17 protein-coding genes are annotated in these 18907 nt (G+C 28.3%); 13 read left to right on the top strand and 4 right to left on the bottom strand.

Annotated features, from left to right (window positions below; genetic code table 11):
* Positions 1 to 8 precede the first annotated feature (8 nt).
* The 8 genes from recN (at position 9) to scpB (ending at position 9567) form a co-directional block, all read left to right on the top strand.
* Entirely contained in the window at positions 9 to 1697 is a 1689-nt protein-coding gene (recN, locus tag KPL54_RS03480) for a DNA repair protein RecN (protein WP_216104751.1), read from the top strand.
* A gap of 325 nt (positions 1698 to 2022) precedes the next feature.
* Complete coding sequence (spoIVB, locus tag KPL54_RS03475) at positions 2023 to 3246, top strand: SpoIVB peptidase (protein WP_216104749.1); 1224 nt, start codon at positions 2023 to 2025, stop codon at positions 3244 to 3246.
* A gap of 198 nt (positions 3247 to 3444) precedes the next feature.
* Complete coding sequence (spo0A, locus tag KPL54_RS03470) at positions 3445 to 4260, top strand: sporulation transcription factor Spo0A (protein WP_216104747.1); 816 nt, start codon at positions 3445 to 3447, stop codon at positions 4258 to 4260.
* Positions 4261 to 4805: 545 nt separating this feature from the next.
* Positions 4806 to 5456 carry a stage II sporulation protein M gene (spoIIM, locus tag KPL54_RS03465; protein ID WP_216104745.1) on the top strand — a complete coding sequence of 217 codons (651 nt, stop codon included), beginning with the start codon at positions 4806 to 4808 and terminating at the stop codon, positions 5454 to 5456.
* Between the two features lie 268 nt (positions 5457 to 5724).
* Positions 5725 to 6603, top strand: coding sequence for a tyrosine recombinase (locus KPL54_RS03460; protein WP_216104743.1), 879 nt, complete (start codon positions 5725 to 5727; stop codon positions 6601 to 6603).
* Between the two features lie 258 nt (positions 6604 to 6861).
* Positions 6862 to 8037: a D-alanyl-D-alanine carboxypeptidase family protein gene (locus KPL54_RS03455; RefSeq protein WP_216104742.1), complete on the top strand. Its 1176-nt coding sequence runs from the start codon at positions 6862 to 6864 to the stop codon at positions 8035 to 8037.
* Positions 8038 to 8225: 188 nt separating this feature from the next.
* A complete protein-coding gene (locus KPL54_RS03450; RefSeq protein ID WP_216104734.1) occupies positions 8226 to 8966 on the top strand; it encodes a segregation/condensation protein A in 741 nt (246 codons plus the stop codon).
* Between the two features lies 1 nt (position 8967).
* Positions 8968 to 9567 (top strand): SMC-Scp complex subunit ScpB, encoded by a 600-nt coding sequence (scpB, locus tag KPL54_RS03445; protein ID WP_216104732.1) that lies wholly within the window; start codon positions 8968 to 8970, stop codon positions 9565 to 9567.
* A gap of 126 nt (positions 9568 to 9693) precedes the next feature.
* Here the strand turns inward: scpB and ytfJ are convergent, their stop codons facing one another.
* Positions 9694 to 10131, bottom strand: a complete 438-nt coding sequence (gene ytfJ, locus KPL54_RS03440) for a GerW family sporulation protein (RefSeq protein ID WP_216104730.1) — start codon at positions 10129 to 10131, stop codon at positions 9694 to 9696.
* Complete coding sequence (locus KPL54_RS03435) at positions 10124 to 10696, bottom strand: DUF2953 domain-containing protein (RefSeq protein ID WP_216104728.1); 573 nt, start codon at positions 10694 to 10696, stop codon at positions 10124 to 10126. Before KPL54_RS03435 ends, ytfJ begins: the two co-directional genes overlap by 8 nt.
* 128 nt (positions 10697 to 10824) lie before the next feature.
* On the opposite strand from KPL54_RS03435, the gene KPL54_RS03430 reads away from it, so the two are divergent.
* Together KPL54_RS03430 and KPL54_RS03425 are read left to right on the top strand one after the other, a co-directional pair.
* On the top strand, positions 10825 to 11949 hold the full coding sequence (locus KPL54_RS03430) for a D-alanyl-D-alanine carboxypeptidase family protein (RefSeq protein ID WP_216104726.1): 1125 nt from the start codon (positions 10825 to 10827) through the stop codon (positions 11947 to 11949).
* Between the two features lie 334 nt (positions 11950 to 12283).
* Positions 12284 to 12943 carry a phosphatase PAP2 family protein gene (locus tag KPL54_RS03425; RefSeq protein WP_216104724.1) on the top strand — a complete coding sequence of 220 codons (660 nt, stop codon included), beginning with the start codon at positions 12284 to 12286 and terminating at the stop codon, positions 12941 to 12943.
* A 44-nt stretch (positions 12944 to 12987) separates the two neighbouring features.
* Here the strand turns inward: KPL54_RS03425 and KPL54_RS03420 are convergent, their stop codons facing one another.
* Complete coding sequence (locus KPL54_RS03420; RefSeq protein ID WP_216104722.1) at positions 12988 to 15306, bottom strand: ATP-dependent Clp protease ATP-binding subunit; 2319 nt, start codon at positions 15304 to 15306, stop codon at positions 12988 to 12990.
* Positions 15307 to 15640: 334 nt separating this feature from the next.
* Here KPL54_RS03420 and KPL54_RS03415 point away from each other — a divergent pair, with 334 nt between their 5' ends.
* The 3 genes from KPL54_RS03415 to KPL54_RS03405 are packed head-to-tail and all read left to right on the top strand — an operon-like array spanning position 15641 to position 18375.
* Positions 15641 to 16636 carry a sulfide/dihydroorotate dehydrogenase-like FAD/NAD-binding protein gene (locus tag KPL54_RS03415; RefSeq protein WP_216104720.1) on the top strand — a complete coding sequence of 332 codons (996 nt, stop codon included), beginning with the start codon at positions 15641 to 15643 and terminating at the stop codon, positions 16634 to 16636.
* A complete protein-coding gene (locus KPL54_RS03410; RefSeq protein WP_216104718.1) occupies positions 16633 to 17910 on the top strand; it encodes an FAD-dependent oxidoreductase in 1278 nt (425 codons plus the stop codon). The genes KPL54_RS03415 and KPL54_RS03410 overlap by 4 nt, the downstream gene beginning before the upstream one ends.
* Positions 17911 to 17952: 42 nt before the next feature.
* Positions 17953 to 18375 (top strand): putative ABC transporter permease, encoded by a 423-nt coding sequence (locus KPL54_RS03405; protein WP_216104716.1) that lies wholly within the window; start codon positions 17953 to 17955, stop codon positions 18373 to 18375.
* 83 nt (positions 18376 to 18458) lie between these two features.
* On the opposite strand, the gene KPL54_RS03400 is transcribed toward KPL54_RS03405, so the two are convergent.
* The gene (locus KPL54_RS03400; protein WP_216104714.1) at positions 18459 to 18905 is read right to left on the bottom strand and encodes a MarR family winged helix-turn-helix transcriptional regulator; all 447 of its coding nucleotides are present in this window, start codon (positions 18903 to 18905) and stop codon (positions 18459 to 18461) included.
* Positions 18906 to 18907 lie beyond the last annotated feature (2 nt).

Below are 18907 nucleotides of genomic sequence, written 5' to 3'. Positions count from 1 at the left end.
GAATACGTATGCTCCTACAATTAAATATTATGAATTTTGCTCTAATTGAAAAATTAAGCATTAATTTTGAAAGAGGTTTTAATGTTCTTTCAGGTGAAACTGGAGCAGGAAAATCAATTTTAATTGATGCTATAAATTATGTATTAGGGGGTAAATTTAATAAGAGCTTAATTAGAACAGGGGAAAATAAAACTTATGTAGAGGCTATTTTTACCATAGATAACCAAAATAATAGGAGCGTTTTAGAAGAGATGGATATTGATTATGAAGATACAGTATTCATAAGTCGTGAGACTTTTCAATCTGGGAAAAGCATTGCTAAAGTTAATGGTAAATCATTGCTACTCTCAAAAGTTAAATATATTAGTAAGAATCTACTAGATATTCATGGTCAACATGATAACCATAACTTATTAGATAAAGCTAATCATATATTTTATGTGGATTCTTTTGGTAATGAGAGGCTTAGAACGGCTATAATTGAATATAATGACAAATATACAAGAATGATTAGTATAAAAAATAGAATTATTAAACTTGAAGGTAATGAAGGAGAACGAGATAAGAGAATTGATTTTTTAAATTATCAATTAGAAGAGATTAAAAATGCTAATCTCAAAATTGGTGAAGATGAGGAACTTTTAGAAAAATATGCAATAGTTAGTAATTCTGAAAACTTGGAGAAGCATTTATCAAGAAGTTATCAATTATTATACACTAGTGATGAGGAAAATCCCTCAGTATTGTATAACTTAGCTATTGCGATAAAAGAACTTCGAACTATTGAAAAACATATGGATAAAATAAAAGAAATTACAGATTCTATTGAAGAAAGTTATTTTAATATTGAGGAAAATATCACAGAAATTAGAGACTTAAAAGAGTCAATTTATTATGATGAAAAAGAATTGGAATATATGAATAGTAGAATAAACCAAATTAATAATTGTAAGAAGAAGTATGGATCTACTATAAAAGAAATTTATGAATATAGAGATAAAATTGATGTTGAGTATGAAGAATTAACTAATAGTAGTGAAATAATCGCTTCTCTTAAAAAAGAAAAAATAGCTCTTGAGGGTGAAATGAGAATTATAGGGAATGAAATTCATGAAATTAGATGTGAGACAGCAAAAAATCTTCAAAATAAAATAAAAGATGAACTTAATTATATTGGACTTGAAAGGAGTAAATTTTTTATTGAAGTAAAACTTACAGATGAATTTTATAAAAATGGTTGTGATAAAGTTCAATTTTGTATAGCTACCAACCCAGGTGAACCATTAAATCCTTTAGAAGAAATAGTATCTGGGGGAGAATTATCACGTATAATGCTTGCACTTAAAACTGTGTTCGTGGATAAGGATGAAATACCCACTGTTATATTTGATGAAATAGATACCGGCATTAGTGGCAGGATTGCGCAATGTGTTGCAGAAAAAATGTATCTAATATCATTAAACCATCAAATTTTTTGCGTAACTCATTTGCCACAAATAGCTAGTATGGCAGATATAAATTATTTAATATCCAAAAATGTTGTAAATGATAAAACATATACTAATATTATACGAATGAATGATAATGAAAAACAACAAGAAATAGCTAGAATGATAGGTGGCACAGAGGTTACTAAATTAACATTAGAAAATTCTAAGGAAATGATAAATTTAGCTAATAATCGAAAGAAAAAATAGTTTTGATTTTTATAAGAATATAGTAATAAATATTTATTTAAAAGGGAAAAATAAAGTCATTATACTTGACTTTATTTTTTTTGTTTTTAAAGTTAGTGGAATTATAAAATTTTAAATGTGGGTAACATTATAATTAAATTAAATGAAATAGTTCAATGTTGTATTATTTATAAAATAATTGAAATACAGAAGAATTTTTTTAATTTATCATAATTTAGTTTTGAATCTATGTCTTTGACTGTTTTTGAATTAATATTAGAGCATAATATGGAGATTGTGAGGGTAACTTAAATTTATAACTATAAGAGAAAAGGAGATAAAGCTTATGAAAAAAAGATTGAATATATTTTGCTTACTTATAACGCCAATACTAATAATTGCTTTAGGTGTTTGCTACCAAAGTCAAAGTATAGCTGTTTCTGCATTTGACAAACCAATACAAACTTTATATTTTAACAACATTATAAATGCAAAAGTAAATACAAATAATGTTCTTTCAAATCATTATATAATTGAAAAAGGCAAAAAAACAAAAGAAGATACAGATAATATATTAAAAGCAAAATCGACTTTTGTGACGAAAAATCAAGATATAATGGTTTATCCAGGAGGGCAACCAATTGGTGTTAAACTAAATACTAAGGGCGTTTTAGTAGTGGCTTTATCTGATATTGATGGTATTAATGGTAAAACACAGAGTCCTGCTTCAAATGCAGGTGTAGAAATAGGAGATAGTATAATAAAAATAAATAATATTGTTATAAATCACGCCGAAGATATAAGCCGATTTGTTAACAAAGAAAAAGATCCGGAGCTTACACTTAAAATACAACGTAGAAATAGTTCCAAGATTTTTGATATAAAGGTTAAACCTACTATTGATTCCACAGATGGTAAACAAAAAATTGGGTTGTGGGTGAGAGATTCTACTGCGGGCGTTGGGACGTTAACATTATATGATAGTAAAACTAACAAATTTGCAGCTTTAGGTCACCCAATTACAGATACGGATACTGGAACAATATTAAGTATTAACAATGGTGTAATAATATCATCTAATATAGTTTCTATAAAAAAAGGTACGAGAGGAACACCAGGAGAGTTAAGAGGACTTTTTATAGATGAAAACAAAATAAAAGGTCAATTAATGAACAATACAGAATGTGGTATATTTGGAAATGGAAGTGAAAGTCTTATAAACAATAAATTTAATAAACCTATGAAAATAGGTCTTAGAAATGAGATAAAAGAAGGCGAAGCACAAATTTTAACTACTGTTAATGGTAATGAGCCGGAATTATTTAAAATAGAAATTCAAAAGCTATTATCACAAGATATACCAGGCTCAAAAAGCATGATAATTAAAATTACAGATCCCAGACTTTTAGAGAAAACAGGAGGCATAGTGCAAGGTATGAGTGGTAGTCCAATAATTCAAAACAATAAAATTGTTGGAGCGGTTACCCATGTTTTAATTAATAAACCTGACGTTGGATATGGTATATACATTGAATGGATGTTGAAAGATGCAGGCATTTTATCAAAATAACTAGCATTATCTAAAAAAAAGAGGTAAAATAGATATAATGAGATATAGAGTAGCATGTGTTATCCTATACATTACAAATAAATGATAATTTATCATTTATTTGTAATATTTTTTTTAATATAAGAAGGAATTGTAATTCTTTTGTCGAATTAATATTTGTTAAGATATGGGAATTTATTTATAAAGGGGAGTTAGAATATGGAAGAACCAAGAATTAGTGTGCTTATTGCAGATGATAATAAAGAGTTTTGTAATATTTTAAATGATTATTTGCTAAGCCAAAGAGATATTATGGTTACAGGTATTGCAAAAGATGGAATAGAGGCTCTTAAGCTAATAAAAGAGAGAAAACCTGATCTAGTAGTATTGGATATAATAATGCCACATTTAGATGGTCTTGGGGTACTTGAAAGATTAGGCAGTATGGATCTTAATCCAATACCTAAAATAATAGTTTTATCTGCAGTGGGACAAGATAAAATAACACAAAGGGCGATAGCACTTGGAGCAGATTATTATGTAGTAAAACCTTTTGATATGGAAGTTTTCACAAAACGAATAAGGCAGATGTTTAACAATACGATTTCTAGTGATAATAGTAAAAAATCAATCTCTTTTATTGATACAACTGAAGCTAGGAAAAGCAACCGTAATGAACCTATGGACTTAGAAGCTGAAATAACAAATATAATACATGAAATTGGAGTGCCGGCCCATATTAAGGGATATATGTATTTAAGAGAAGCAATTACTATGGTAGTAAATGATATTGAACTTTTATCTGCAGTGACAAAGGAATTATACCCATCTATTGCTAAAAAGTTTAATACCACTGCTAGTAGGGTGGAGAGAGCAATAAGACATGCTATAGAAGTAGCATGGGGACGTGGTCAAGTTGAAACTATAAACAAAATATTTGGGTATACCGTTCATAATGCTAAAGGTAAACCAACTAATTCAGAATTCATAGCAATGGTTGCTGATAAGTTAAGATTACAAAATAGAGTTAGCTAAATAGATAGATTAAGAGTGTCTTTAATAGATGCTCTTTTATTTTGTTTAAAATGAAAGCTTAAGAAAAATAATAGGATGTAAGCAAAAGCTTACATCCTTAATATTAATTAGAATTATAGTTATTAAGATATTCTTCAAAAGAATCGTAAATTAAATTATCATTAGAAATTGAATCTTCCTTAGAATTAAGTTTAGTAGTTAATTTTTTATTTGGTAGTTTTTCTATTTTTTTAGTATTGATATTGAATCACCTCTATATAAGTATTATAACATAAAATATGTAATTTGTAAAGGCGTTTTTTTATAGTGAAATTTATGGAGAAGAGGTGAATAAAATAAAATTGTAATGTGCTTATTAATGTTAAACTAAATATGCATATAAACTCCTTTGTTATCATAAATATTAATTAAGATATTGTAATTATTTATGCTCAATTTTATCTTAAATAAGGTGAAGCCAAGCATGAATATAACGTGAGTGGATTTTAATAACATATTATGAGTAGCTATAAAAAAATATAATGATTAACAAAGGGGGAAAAATTATGTCATCTAACGCATTAATAAGTAATGTAAATAAACATATACAAGAAAATTATTGGTTGTATATTATAAGTATTTTGTGTGTATTTACAGGTATAATTTTAGGGATTTATAGTGTGAAATATATGGGTGAATTTGAACACAAGGATTTAGTGAATTATTTAATTAATTTTATTGATCCTTCAAACACAAGTGGGATTAGTTACAAATTAATATTTTTTCAATCAATAAAAAACAATTTACCAGTAATTATTTTTCTATGGTTTTTAGGGTTAACTATTGTGGGTTTACCAATTATTGTGATAATTGATTTGTTAAAAGGGTTTACAGTTGGTTTTACCTTTAGCTTTATGATTAGTGGGCTAGGAAAGAGTGGTATTGGTATTGCAATACTAGGGGTATTACCTCAAAATTTAATTTATATTCCATGCATTATTTTTGCATCGGTGATATCAATGGAATTTTCTATAATGTTATTAAGAAACAAGTTCAATAAACAATGGACAAGTAGTATATCTAGCAGAATAATATATTATAGTGTAATATTTATTGTAATAATAGGTTTCTTGTTTATAGGGATAATTATAGAATCATATATTGCGCCTTATTTTGTTAAAAATCTTATTAATAATTTGGGAAGTCTAAGCAAATGAAGCATAAGGATTTATTCAGTTTTGTTATATTATCAATTAAATGTTTTATTATTTTAATAGTAATGGGTATTTTTCTCCCCAAATTTGTAGATTATTCACTTTCAAGATTAATTAATAACCCAAAGAGATATATAAACAGTGTTATGGTTTACAAATTAGTTGATAATAATTATAAATTAGTTTATAATTATGTTCTTACATTTTATTTATTTTTTAGAGTCTAATGCATGTAAAATATTAACATTCCCTATAATATAGGAGAGAAATTATGAATGATTTATTGACAATTTATATAAAAAAATTACAAAATAATAAGTTGACGAGAAATACTATTGACGCCTACACGAGAGATGTAAAACGATTCATTGACTTCACGGAGAATAGAAATGAGACCCAGGAAACGGTTGATAACATAACAATAATGGCTTATTCTGAGTATCTTAAAAAAGAAGGCAAAGCGAATAGTTCGATAGCAAGAAGTATTGTTTCTATTAGAAATTACTATAAATATCTTATTAAAAGCAACCTTGCCCAAAATGATCCAACAGCTTATTTTTCTCTCCCAAAAATCAAACGGAATATACCTCAGATTTTATCAATTGAGGAGATAGATGAATTATTAAATCAACCAGATCAATTAACAATTAAAGGATGTAGAGATAAAGTGATGTTAGAATTAATGTATGCAACAGGCATGAAGGTTTCAGAACTTTTAAGTTTAACAGTATATGATATTAATTTAGATTCGTTATACATAACATGTAATAATGGTAGAAAAAATGAAAGAATAATTCCAATAGGTAGACATGCGATTAGCTGTATGTCAGAATATTTAAAGATTAGATATAAAATAAACTTAAATAACTTAAATTTACTTTTTTTAAATACAAAAAGTGAGAAAATGACAAGGCAAGGTTTTTGGAAAATCATTAAAGAATATGCTAAAACCACTAGCATAAAAAAAACAATAAATTCTTATACAATAAGACATTCATTTGCTGTACATTTATTACAAAATGGTGCAGGTATAAGTGCAGTTCAGGAGCTACTTGGACATAATAGTATGTCCACAACTCAAATTTATTCAACAGTAGTTAAAAAAAATAAAATTTCAGAGATTTACAAGAACACATTTCCTAGAGCATAGATATTGATTTAGAAAATAATTTCAATAAATTAATTAGGTTTCATGTCATAAAGTGAACAGAGAAAAATAAGAATTCGTCTTTATAAATAAAGATGAATTCTTATTTTTGTTCTATGGATAAAATAAATTTTTTAATTATTATAGATAAATAGTGATAATATCAATATGTTTTGGTAAAAATAATGTTATGAATTTTAAGCAGTGCAGATGGCTTTTAAGAATTGTTATCTAGCATAAAGGATTATGAGGAGGATAAATATGAAAAGAAGATTTAGAAATGTATTATGTTTAATTTTATCATTAATTTTTACCACGCAGTTTTGTAATATTCCTGCTAAAGCAGAAAATAAAGATGACAAAGGGATTGTCGTTCAGGCAAAGTCAGCATTATTAATGGAACCAACTAGTGGTAAAATAATATATGAAAAAAATTCTCATGAAAAATTTGCTCCAGCTTCGGTAACTAAAATAATGACTATGTTACTTGCTATGGAGGCAGTAGATTCTGGTAAAATCAAATTAACTGATAAGATAACTGTAAGTGAAAACTCAAAAAAAATGGGTGGAAGTAGTATGATACTTGATACAGGTGAAGTTAGAACCGTAGAAGAAATTTTAAAAGGAATTGCTATTGCATCAGGAAATGATGCAGCTGTTGCAATGGCAGAGTACTTAGCAGGTAGTGAAGGGGCCTTTGTTAATATGATGAATGCAAAAGCTAAAAGTTTGGATATGAAAGATACTAGTTTTAAAAATTGCACTGGTTTAAGTGCAGATGGACATATTACAACAGCATATGATATTTCAATTATGTCTAGAGAATTATTAAAACATCCTAAAATATTAAAATATTCATCAACATACATGGAAACTATTTCTGAGGGAAGGAAAGCTCCTATAGGTCTCGTAAACCATAATAAGCTTGTTAGATTTTTTAATGGATGTGATGGACTTAAAACTGGATTTACAAATGAAGCGAAATATTGCATATCAGCTACTGCAAAACAAAATAATGTTAGAATGCTTGCAATAATTATGGGTGCGCCAACTTTTAAAATAAGAAATAGCGATGCAAGCATGTTGATGAATTATGGTTTCTCTAAATTTGAAACTAAAAAGGTAATAGTGAAGGATCAAAATTTAGAAAAAATAATTTTAAATAAAAAGGGTGACAAGTTTATAATTGCTAAAGCACAAGAAGATTTTCTTATAACGCTTGAAAGAGGTAATAAGAATATGATAACTAAAAAATTTGTTCTAAAACAAGGGTTGAAAGATTATAAAAAAAATGTAGTTATTGGATCTTGTGAAATATATGTTGATAACAAACTATGTGGCAAGATTAATATCTATAGTGATAGAGATATTAAAAAATCTAGGGTATGGGATAACATTATAAATAATTTTACAGACTTATTTGATAAAGCAATTTAACTACCATATATTTTAAAGATAAATAAAATAACTTTTGAGCAAATAAATACTTGCTTAGAGGTTATTTTTTATAAAATGTATCATTTTATATATTTTAATATTATACTTAAATTAAACTTGATATAAAGAAATTAAAGTAAAATGAATATTTCTTTATAATTATTTGTTTATAATAGGAGAGAGTGTACATGCCAGTAAGTATAAAGGTAACTAATTTTGAAGGCCCGTTTGACTTATTATTGCACCTTATAAAGAAAAATAGGATGAATATTTATGATATTAACATTGTTGAAATTACGAATCAGTATTTGGAGTATCTTAGAAGTATGAAAGAAATGGATTTAGAAATGACATCAGAATTTATTGTTATAGCGGCAACTTTAATTGAAATTAAATCAAAATATTTGTTGCCCAAAAATAAAGAAGACGTTAGTACTGAGGATGAATATGATGTGGAAAAGGAATTAATGGACAAACTAGTGGAATATAGAAAATATAAAGTTATAGCTGAAAATTTGAAGGTGATGGAGCAAGAGACAGGTATAATGATTAGTAAAAAACCTGAAATAATTGAAGAAGATAATCAGAATACTAAAGAAGTAGATTTTCTAAAAAATATTACAATTTTTGATTTACATAATTTATATAATAGTTTAATGGAAAAATATAAAAATAAGATGAATACAGATATTATTGTAAATAAAGAAATATTGATAGATGAATATAAAATAGAAGATAAAATGGAGGAATTAAAACAAAAGCTAAATCATTTTGGAAAAATCCACTTTACAAATTTAATCTATGGTTACTCATCTAAAATAGAAGTTATTGTTATGTTCTTAGCATTACTTGAGTTAATTAAGATTAAGAGTGTACGAGTATTTCAAGAAAGCAATTTTAAAGCTATATATTTAGAAAGGGTAAATTAATATGAATGAATTTAATATTAAACAATCAGTAAGTAAGGATATTTCTACTAATAATATATATTATTCTATTATTGAATCGTTGCTATTTGTTGCTGGAGAATCATTAAAACTAACAGAAATTGCAAATATTTTAGAATGTAGTATTGAATTTACAATGAAGTTAATAAATGAATTAAAAGTAAAATATGAGCAGGAGCAGAGAGGCATTAGAATTATAGAAACTAATGATGAATATCAACTTGTTACAAAACCATGTAATAGCGAATATGTCCAAAAGCTATTAAAGATAAATGTCAGGCAATCTTTATCTCAAGCTTCACTTGAAACTTTAGCCATAATTGCTTATAAGCAGCCAATGACGAGAGTGGAGGTTGAGGACATAAGAGGAGTTAAGAGTGATAGAGCAATTTACACCTTGTCAGAAAAAAGACTAATAAAAGAAAGTGGACGAAAAAATGTTCCGGGAAGACCAATCATATATGTAACCACAGATGAATTTCTTAAACATTTTAATTTTCTTAACCTAAATGAAATGCCTTCTTTAGAAGAGTTTAACAAAGAAAATTTGCAACCCGATGTTGATATTAATCAGGTAAAGTAAATATTTAAAATATTAATTATATATATAGCTGTAACCCCAACCTAATAAAGTTTTTAAATTAAAAAACTTTATTAGGTTGGGGTTATTATTTTAACTTTATAAGTTGTTATATATATTTAATAAAGATTATTCATCACACTTCTGGTTATTGTTGGATTCTTTATTTTCGGGTTCTGTATCATTAGCACATTTATCTTTAAACATACCTTTAATAATATCGATAACTTGTGGTACGGTATCAACAATTTTATCATATGTGTTTTGCTGATCTACAGATAATAGCCTAATTGAATCATTTTTAACAACTAAAAATGCGACTGGTTTAACCGTGACTCCAGCACCAGAACCACCTCCGAAAGGATATTTATTAGTTGAGTCAGTAGTATTGATATTATTAAATTCACTACCTCCAGATGCAAAACCAAAACATACTCTTGATATAGGAATAATTGTAGTTCCATCTAACGATTTTACAGGGTCGCCTACAATGGTGTTAACATCTATCATATCTTTTATACTCTCCATGGTGCTCCTCATTAAATTTTCAATTGGATGATTATCCATGTACATTTCCTCCTCTATATTTTTTAAAATTTGTTTTGTTATGTTTTATGTTTATAAGGCAAGGTAATATTATAAATGCCATATAAATAATTTTTACAAAATTGATGTATATTATACTCGAAATTTCCATATTTAGATTATTTTCTTTAAAATGAGGCGTAACTTTAAGATCAATGTTTTTAACTTTAACAAAATTTATTAATATCAAATACAAAATACTGTAGGTTGAATGAATTAAACCAAATACGATAGCTACCAAGGCAGCATCGTCGAATCCATATTCTAGTTTAGTATTTAAAATTAATGTTGGCTTAAATCTTAAATTCTTAAATTTATGACTAATTAAATTTATATCTATTAAATTTAATGGTTTAAAAGATATTTTTGCAGGTTTAGACTTTAATTGATCATTTGAATTACTTTTTAAAGGTTTATTTACCTCTAGTTTCTTTTTATATATATAAATTTCCAAGACTTTGTTTGTGTATTTAAGAGTTATTTTTAAATGGATTGGAAATAATATAATTGTTAACACAAAAAGAAATGCTACTATAAATTTAAACATCACAACCTCCAATCTATCTAATAATTGGTATTATGCTCAATAACCAATAAAAAAATCAATAAAGGACATAATATTTTTTAAGAGAAAGAGATACTTTAAAAGTTATGAAAATTAAAAGAGGTGAAATCATGACAAAAAAATCTAAAGTGTATTTATCATTATCTTTAAGCTTAGTTTTATTATTTTCAACCGTAGTTCAAACTGTTCATGCAGAAGATCTATATGTTAATGCGATAAGTGCTATAGCGTTAGATTGCGATTCAAAAGTTGTCTTATATGAAAAGAATGCATATACTCCAATTGAAATTGCAAGCACTACAAAGATAATAACTGCACTTGTTGCAATTAAATGTGGAGATTTAAACAAGAAAATGATTATATCAAAAAAGGCAGCAACTGTACGCGGTTCTGAAATAGGGTTGAAAGAAGGAGAGGAGATAACTTTAAAAGAATTATTGTATGGCCTTTTAATGAGATCTGGGAACGATGCAGCAATTGCAATTGCTGAAGGGGTAAGTGGGAGTGTTGATGAGTTTTTAAAACTTATGAATGAGTATGCCTTAGAAATTGGATTATTAAATAGTAATTTTGAATCTCCGCATGGATTAGATAGTAGTAATCATTATTCAACTGCATATGATTTAGCTTTAATAACTGCCAAGGCAAAAGAGGTTAAAACTTTTAATGATATAGTAGGCTCAAAAGATATTATTGCAAATGACTATGATTTTACTAGAAGTTATCATAATATCAATAAAATTTTGTCTATTTTACCAAATTCAACAGGTGTAAAAACAGGATTCACAGGCAAAGCAGGTAAATGTCTAGTGACTTCTGTCAAAATTCAAAATAGAGATATTATTATAATTACATTGAATTGTACCCCAAGGTGGAAAGAAACTGAAAAAATAAATAACTATATTGAAAAAACTTATAAATATAAAAAGCTTGTAAGTAAAGGTGATATTCTAGGAAAAATTATTTTGAAAAATGGAAATAGCAATGTAGAAATAGTAAGCAAAAGAGATATTATAATTCCAGTTAAAAATGATCAAAAAATTGAAATTAAAGTTAAAAAACCATTATATGAGGTTTATGCACCAGTACATCAAGGTGAAAAAATTGGAAGGTTAGATGTATATGCAAATAATAAACTTTTATTAACGGAAAGTTTGGTGTCTAAGAGTAGTGTCGAAAGTAAAACTAATTTTAGATTTAGATTTAATAAAATTAAAAATTTCATTTTACAATAAAAAAGAGCCATAATCGGCTCTTTTTTTGTTTTGTTTTTTAAATACATAGGTATATGTATTTAACATAGCTTATATACAACTCTTAGAGCTAGTATAAGAGAAAATAAGCCTCAATAAGTATATCTTATAGAATAAATGATTACACCTTTTTAAATGGCTTATATAGCTTTTTAATGACATTTGGCAATTACAGCTTTTAACTAAAAGTTGTAACCAATTTGGAGTTGGTTAGTTTTTATAGTAATTAAATAATGTTTACAACTTTATTTTTGTAAAATCATTGAAAGAATTGTAATTTTCCGTTAAAATAGTCTTTGAAGAAAGGACTGATTGTTTGAAAAATCTTTTTAAAAAGTTATTACCATTAGTGCTTATAGGTTCTGTTCCTTTTTCTAATTTGTTTTATTGGACATTAAATAGTACTCATAGAGGCGTTTATGATCTTACTACAGATTTGGATAGGTCTATGCCCCTTATAAAAATTTTTATAATACCTTACATGACTTTATGGTTTTTTTTAGCCTTTTGTTTTGTTTATTTGTGTTTTAAAAACAGAAAAGTTTATTATAAAATTATGATTACTTTATTTCTATGTTATGTTGTTGCATTTATTACATACTACTTTTTTCAAACTACGGTTATAAGGCCTATAGTTACTGGTAATGATATATTGTCAAAGATGATTTTATTTACCTATAATTCGGATGAGCCATATAATTGTTTCCCAAGCATTCATGTCATTACAGCATATCTAGCTGTTAAAGGAATCAATGCTACTAATGCTAGAAAGTCAATTAAAATACCAGTTAACATAATTGGATTTCTTATTATTATATCTACTGAATTCGTAAAACAACACGTGATAATGGATATATTTTTCGCAATGTTCTTATGCAGTGGAATTTATAACTTGGTTATTTATCTAGAACAACAGTATAATATTTATAATCCGTCAAAAACATATGATTTGGATAAACAAGAGATAGAACAATAATAAAGTTAAAAGCTACTGAAAATTATTCAGTAGCTTTTGACTTTTTATACTATAACTATTTTATCATCTTGTAATTCTACAGATATATTTGATCCTTCACTAAATTCATTTTGGAGATAATGCTCTGCAATCTCATCTTCAATATATTTTTGAATAGTACGTCTTAGCGGTCTTGCTCCATATTTATCATCGTACCCTTTTTCTAATATAAAGTCAGCTACTGCTTTTGAGACATTCATTGTAATATTCTTTTCGCCTACCTCTTCAATTACCTCCGTAATCATTAAATCTACTATTTCTCTAAGTTCTTTCTTTTCAAGAGGCGTAAATACAATTATTTCATCTACCCTATTTAAAAATTCAGGTTTAAATGTTTGTTTTAATGCATCTTTTACACGTGCCTCTAATATACCGTAATCACCGTTAACAAAGCCAATGTTGCTTGATTTAAACTCAGTTCCTGCGTTTGATGTCATTATTATTACAGTGTTTTCAAAGAAAACAGTTCTGCCTTGGCTATCTGTTAGGATTCCATCATCAAGAATTTGAAGTAACATATTAAATACATCAGGGTGAGCTTTCTCTATTTCATCTAGTAGAATTACTGAATATGGTTTTCTTCTTACTTTTTCAGTTAATTGTCCACCTTGATCGTATCCTACATAACCTGGTGGGGCACCAATTAGTTTTGAAACCGTATGTTTTTCCATATATTCAGACATATCAATTCTTATTAGTGCATCCTCACTTCCAAAAAGTTCACAGGAAAGCGTTTTAACAAGTTCTGTTTTTCCAACACCAGTCGGTCCAACGAAAATAAAAGAGGATGGCTTTTTCTTTTTTCTAAAGCCTGAACGATTTCGCCTTATTGCTCTAGACAAACTCTTAATAGCTTCATTTTGACCTATAACCCTTTTGTGAAGCCTGCTTTCTAAATTTAATAGTTTTTTCGCTTCTTTTTCTGTGATTTTTTGAATCGGAATTTTAGTCCATGATTCAATAACAAAAGCAATATCTTCTATAGTAATTTGAACCTCAGCACATGTTTTTTGAGTTTCGTTAATATCTTCTTTTACTTTGCATAACTTAGTCCTATATTCAGCAGCTTTTTCAAAATTCCCATTAGCCTCTGCTTCATCTTTCTCTGTTTGAATCCTGATTGACTCCTCTTTAAGTCCTAAGAGTTCAATGAGTCCTTTGTTTTTTAGGTTTGCTCTAGAACCAGCTTCATCAATTACATCAATTGCTTTGTCTGGCAAAAATCTATCTGTTATATATCTCTCAGATAAAGTTACAACTTCTTCAATTACTTCATCTGATATTTTGACTTTATGATAATCTTCATAGTAGCCTCGTATGCCTTTTAAAATCTCTATTGTTTCAGTTACACTAGGTTCCTCAACTAGAACTGGCTGAAATCTACGCTCTAGTGCTGCATCTTTTTCTATATATTTTCTATATTCTTCAAGAGTTGTTACACCAATAACTTGTATTTCACCTTTTGCTAAAGCAGGTTTTAAGATATTAGCTGCATTCATTGCTCCACCCTGAACTTCACCTGCACCCATAATATTGTGTACTTCGTCAATAACTAATATTATATTTCCATTTTCCTTAGCCTCTTCAATAATTGATTTCATACGACTTTCAAATTGTCCTCTAAATTGTGTTCCTGCAACTACAGCTGTTAGGTCAAGTAAATAAACTTCAGCATTAAATAATTTTTCTGGAACTTGTTTTTCTATGATTCTTACAGCAAGACCCTCAGCAATTGCTGTTTTACCTACACCGGCCTCACCGATTAGGATAGGATTATTTTTACCTCGTCTATTTAATATTTGAACCACACGATCAATTTCCTTATATCTCCCAATGACTTTGTCTACACCATTTTGTTTTGCTTTGTCTGTTAAGTTTATCCCATATGTATCTAAATGTTTTCGTTTCTTCTTAAACCAGTTCTTTTTTGATTTATCATCCGATGCATTCTTGATTTTTGGGGAAGGTTCAACATCACCGTCTATAAAATCATTACCTTTATCTACAGATGAGAACAATCCATTAAAAATGTTGCCAATAATATTTTTCTCTTCGCCATTTTTAATATTCTTATCTGATATGTTTAAATCATCACTATTTACATCTTCTAAATTCATATCGTTAAACATGGTACCCATTTGTTCATTTAAGCTTTCAATATCCTCTGAGGATAATCCAGCTTGCTGCATTAATTGATCCATTACCGGAATGCCCTTCTTTTTAGCACATTCTATACATAATCCTATAGTTTCAGTTTTGCCGTTTTCAATTCTTGAGGTTAATATCATTGCTATATTTTTTTTGCATATTTCACATAACTTCATTTAAATCATCTCCATATTTTATGATGTATTGAATATTATTATTATAGTATATCATTTATTAACAGAATTTGTTCAATATATTCGGATTGTTTACTTTTCATTATCAAATATTATTCTTTATTACCTTAAAATAGCACTCAATACTTTATTCTATTCTCATATATATATTCCTCTTTAAAATTAATAAATTATTAGCTTTTTTAATCTTAATATATTATAGTATGTATTTTTAAGATCAGTGTTACAAAAATGGGAATAGTTAGATATATTTAATATGCACATTTATTTGTAATTTTACATAGTTTAATATAATAGTGCTTAAGGAGGTTATATTATGAGTTATGAGCCCTACGACTGTATTGATGTAGGAAGTGAATTTTGTCCGTGTCACCTTGCTGAAACAGGAGATTGTATATTATGTTCACAGCTAGCGGGGAAGGATTTTTGTGACTGCTGCAACTTTAATGGGGTATGTATTTATCAAGAGTATGCAACGAATGGTTATAAAGCCAAAGAAAGTAGAAAAAATTATAATTGTAGAATATTAGAGAAAAATAGATTTGAAGACAATGTTATTGTACTTACTGTTTGCGCAAGTGATAAATTGGTAAGTGAATTGGTTCGTGTTGGAAGTTATATTTTTGCTCGAAGGCCAAGTGCAGAGGCTAGGTTTGATACACCGATATCAATAATGGATACTGATACGACAAATAATACAATCAGTATTGCGATAGAATTAAAGGGAGCTAAAACTAAAGCATTAGATACGTTAAAGATAGGAGATGAACTACTCATAAAAGGACCATTTTGGAATGGTACTTTAGGATTGAAAAACATAAATGGAATTAAAAACAGTAAGTGCTTAATTGTAGCAAGAGGTATAGGGCAGGCACCTATGATACCGGTACTTAAACATTTACATGCAAATAATAATGAAATTATAGTTGTGATTGATAATTCACCATATAAGAATAGCTTTGCATGTGAGTATATAAAGAAATATGCATCAAAGGTTATAGAATGTAATATAATAGCCGCAAATGGCATAATGACAGAGAAATTTAATAATTTATTAAAAGAACTAACTATTAATAATGATATTAGTTTAGTTCATTGTGACGCTGTAGATATCCTAAATTATGAACTGATGAAGAGTGTGGAATATATAGATAAAAACATTAAATATTCTTGCTGTAATAACGCAAAAATGTGTTGTGGAGAAGGAGTGTGCGGTTGTTGTACAAGAACTAATAACGATCTTAAATTAAGAAGACTCTGCAAAATGCAGACAGAACCTAAATATGTATTAGAAGGGAGGAGAACATTTTGAAGGTTATCGTAATTGGTGGTGGATGGTCTGGTTGCATGGCAGCAATCACGGCAAAACGAGCAGGAGCGCAGGTCGCATTATATGAGAAAACTGATATGCTTTTAGGACTTGGAAATGCAGGTGGTATAATGAGGAATAATGGTAGATATACTGCAGCGGAAGAATTGATAGCACTTGGGGCAGGTGAGTTGATACATGTAACTGATGAGAATAGTAGACATAAAAATGTTGAATTTCCTGCACATAAAAATGCTTGGTTTTATGATGTAAATAAAATTGAACCAGCAGTGGTTAAGTGTTTAAAAGATATGGATATAGAATTAAACATGATAACAAGGGTAGTAGATGTTGAAAAAGAAGAAAATAAAATAAAAGGGATATATTTATCAAACGGCGAGTATGTAGTGGCAGATGTATTTATAGAAACTACAGGTTCAACAGGCCCAATGGGCAACTGCTTAAAGTATGGAAATGGATGTTCGATGTGTGTGTTAAGGTGTCCAGCATTTGGCCCTAGAGTAAGCATAAGTTATAGAGCAGGTATTGAAGATTTAAAAGGGGAAAGGGGGGAGGATGTATATGGAGCATTCAGTGGTTCGTGTAAACTAGCTAAGTCTTCTTTAGGTGATGAGGTTATGAAGGAACTTAATGAGAGTGGAGTGGTTATTTTAAAAGTACCAGAGGAAGATGTGAATTTAGATAAGCTTAAAGTGAAAGTATGTCAGCAATATGCACTTAAAGAATTTGCAGAAAATATGATTCTCTTAGATACAGGTGATGCAAAGCTTATGACGTCATATTATCCACTAGATAAGCTTAGAAAAATCAAAGGTCTTGAAAAAGCAAAATATATAGATCCAATTGCAGGTGGGAAGGGAAACTCCATAAGATATCTGTCTGTAGCTCCAAGAACTAATAATATGAGGGTTGTAGGTCTCGATAATTTGTTTTGCGCAGGAGAAAAGGCTGGCTTATTTGTAGGTCACACAGAAGCCATGTGCACAGGTGCTTTGGCAGGACATAATGCCGTTCGAAATTATCTAGGAATGCCTCTTTTAATATTACCAAATGCTCTTGCTATTGGTGACTTAATATCATATGTAAATGAAAAAATGAAATCCAAAGAAGGAAGAAGAAACAGATATACATTTGCGGGAGCAGAGTATTTTAAAAGAATGCAGGAACGTGGACTTTATATTTTAGATATTGATGATATTAAGAAGAAAGTTGCAAAATTGAATTTGACTGATATATTTAAAGAAAAACTTATATAGAATTATTAGTATATTTTAAAATGTAACACACACAATATCATTATGTGGAAGAAATTTATTATATATGGACTTTTAGGTCTTTTAGGAGAGGTTTTTTGGAATGCTTTTGGCGCAATGCTTAATGGAGATATATTACTTAGGGGCACAACTTGCATTTGGATGTTTCCTATATATGGTCTTGCTGTGTTTCTTGAACCAGTCCATAATAGGATCAGGCATCTTCCGCTTATAGTTAGGGGAGGCATATATATGGTTCTTATATTTGCAGTAGAATTAATTAGCGGACTATTGCTTAGGTTGGTTTTAGGGGAGTGCCCATGGAAATATGTAAATAAAACATTATCAATATGCGGAGTAATCACATTAGATTATGCACCAGTATGGATCATCTATGGAATTTTGTTCGAAAAAATACATGATGTTTTCTCATGTATTGAGAAAAGAATTAATCGTAATGATAACTAGGGTTATATTAGAGATTGATAATTACAAAAAAATAATGTAGTAAGTTTAATTTTAAAAACACATTAAACTTACTACATTAAATTTTACATTTTTTTATTGTTAGAAGTTAAATTTGATAATAATGAATTAACATTTTCCTTAAGAGTAATTGCATTCTCAAGTGAAAGACCTGTAGAGCAAAAGATTTCTTTTGGTATACAAATAGCCATTTTTTTTAATTCAACACCTGCAGGAGTTAAGGTAATATATACATTTCTCTCATCTACAGTATCTCTAGTTCTTTTTACTAAGTTCATACACTCTAATTTTTTAAATAGAGGGGTTAAAGTGCCAGAATCAAGATGCAGTTTTATTCCAATTTCTTTTACGGTTATATTATCTTTTTCCCATAACACTAAAAGAGCAATATATTGGGTGTAGGTTATACCTAATTTATCCAATTCTGGCTTGTAAAGTTTTGTTATTTCACGGGAACAAGCATATAGAGCAAAGCACAATTGATTATCTAATTTAAGGGATTCATCTGTCACTC

It is taken from the genome of Clostridium estertheticum (assembly GCF_018861295.1).
GTDB classification, from domain to species: domain Bacteria; phylum Bacillota; class Clostridia; order Clostridiales; family Clostridiaceae; genus Clostridium_AD; species Clostridium_AD estertheticum_D.
The sequence above is the reverse complement of the archived record's forward strand: the minus strand, read 5'-3'. Positions and strand labels throughout refer to the sequence as shown.

What these genes read in the sequence shown, in the direction of transcription:
- recN (WP_216104751.1), top strand. Translation starts at nt 9, where the DNA reads ATGCTCCTACAATTAAATATTATGAATTTTGCTCTAATTGAAAAATTA.
- spoIVB (WP_216104749.1), top strand. Translation starts at nt 2,023, where the DNA reads ATGAAAAAAAGATTGAATATATTTTGCTTACTTATAACGCCAATACTA.
- spo0A (WP_216104747.1), top strand. Translation starts at nt 3,445, where the DNA reads ATGGAAGAACCAAGAATTAGTGTGCTTATTGCAGATGATAATAAAGAG.
- spoIIM (WP_216104745.1), top strand. Translation starts at nt 4,806, where the DNA reads ATGTCATCTAACGCATTAATAAGTAATGTAAATAAACATATACAAGAA.
- KPL54_RS03460 (WP_216104743.1), top strand. Translation starts at nt 5,725, where the DNA reads ATGAATGATTTATTGACAATTTATATAAAAAAATTACAAAATAATAAG.
- KPL54_RS03455 (WP_216104742.1), top strand. Translation starts at nt 6,862, where the DNA reads ATGAAAAGAAGATTTAGAAATGTATTATGTTTAATTTTATCATTAATT.
- KPL54_RS03450 (WP_216104734.1), top strand. Translation starts at nt 8,226, where the DNA reads ATGCCAGTAAGTATAAAGGTAACTAATTTTGAAGGCCCGTTTGACTTA.
- scpB (WP_216104732.1), top strand. Translation starts at nt 8,968, where the DNA reads ATGAATGAATTTAATATTAAACAATCAGTAAGTAAGGATATTTCTACT.
- ytfJ (WP_216104730.1), bottom strand. Translation starts at nt 10,131, where the DNA reads ATGGATAATCATCCAATTGAAAATTTAATGAGGAGCACCATGGAGAGT.
- KPL54_RS03435 (WP_216104728.1), bottom strand. Translation starts at nt 10,696, where the DNA reads ATGTTTAAATTTATAGTAGCATTTCTTTTTGTGTTAACAATTATATTA.
- KPL54_RS03430 (WP_216104726.1), top strand. Translation starts at nt 10,825, where the DNA reads ATGACAAAAAAATCTAAAGTGTATTTATCATTATCTTTAAGCTTAGTT.
- KPL54_RS03420 (WP_216104722.1), bottom strand. Translation starts at nt 15,306, where the DNA reads ATGAAGTTATGTGAAATATGCAAAAAAAATATAGCAATGATATTAACC.
- KPL54_RS03415 (WP_216104720.1), top strand. Translation starts at nt 15,641, where the DNA reads ATGAGTTATGAGCCCTACGACTGTATTGATGTAGGAAGTGAATTTTGT.
- KPL54_RS03405 (WP_216104716.1), top strand. Translation starts at nt 17,953, where the DNA reads ATGTGGAAGAAATTTATTATATATGGACTTTTAGGTCTTTTAGGAGAG.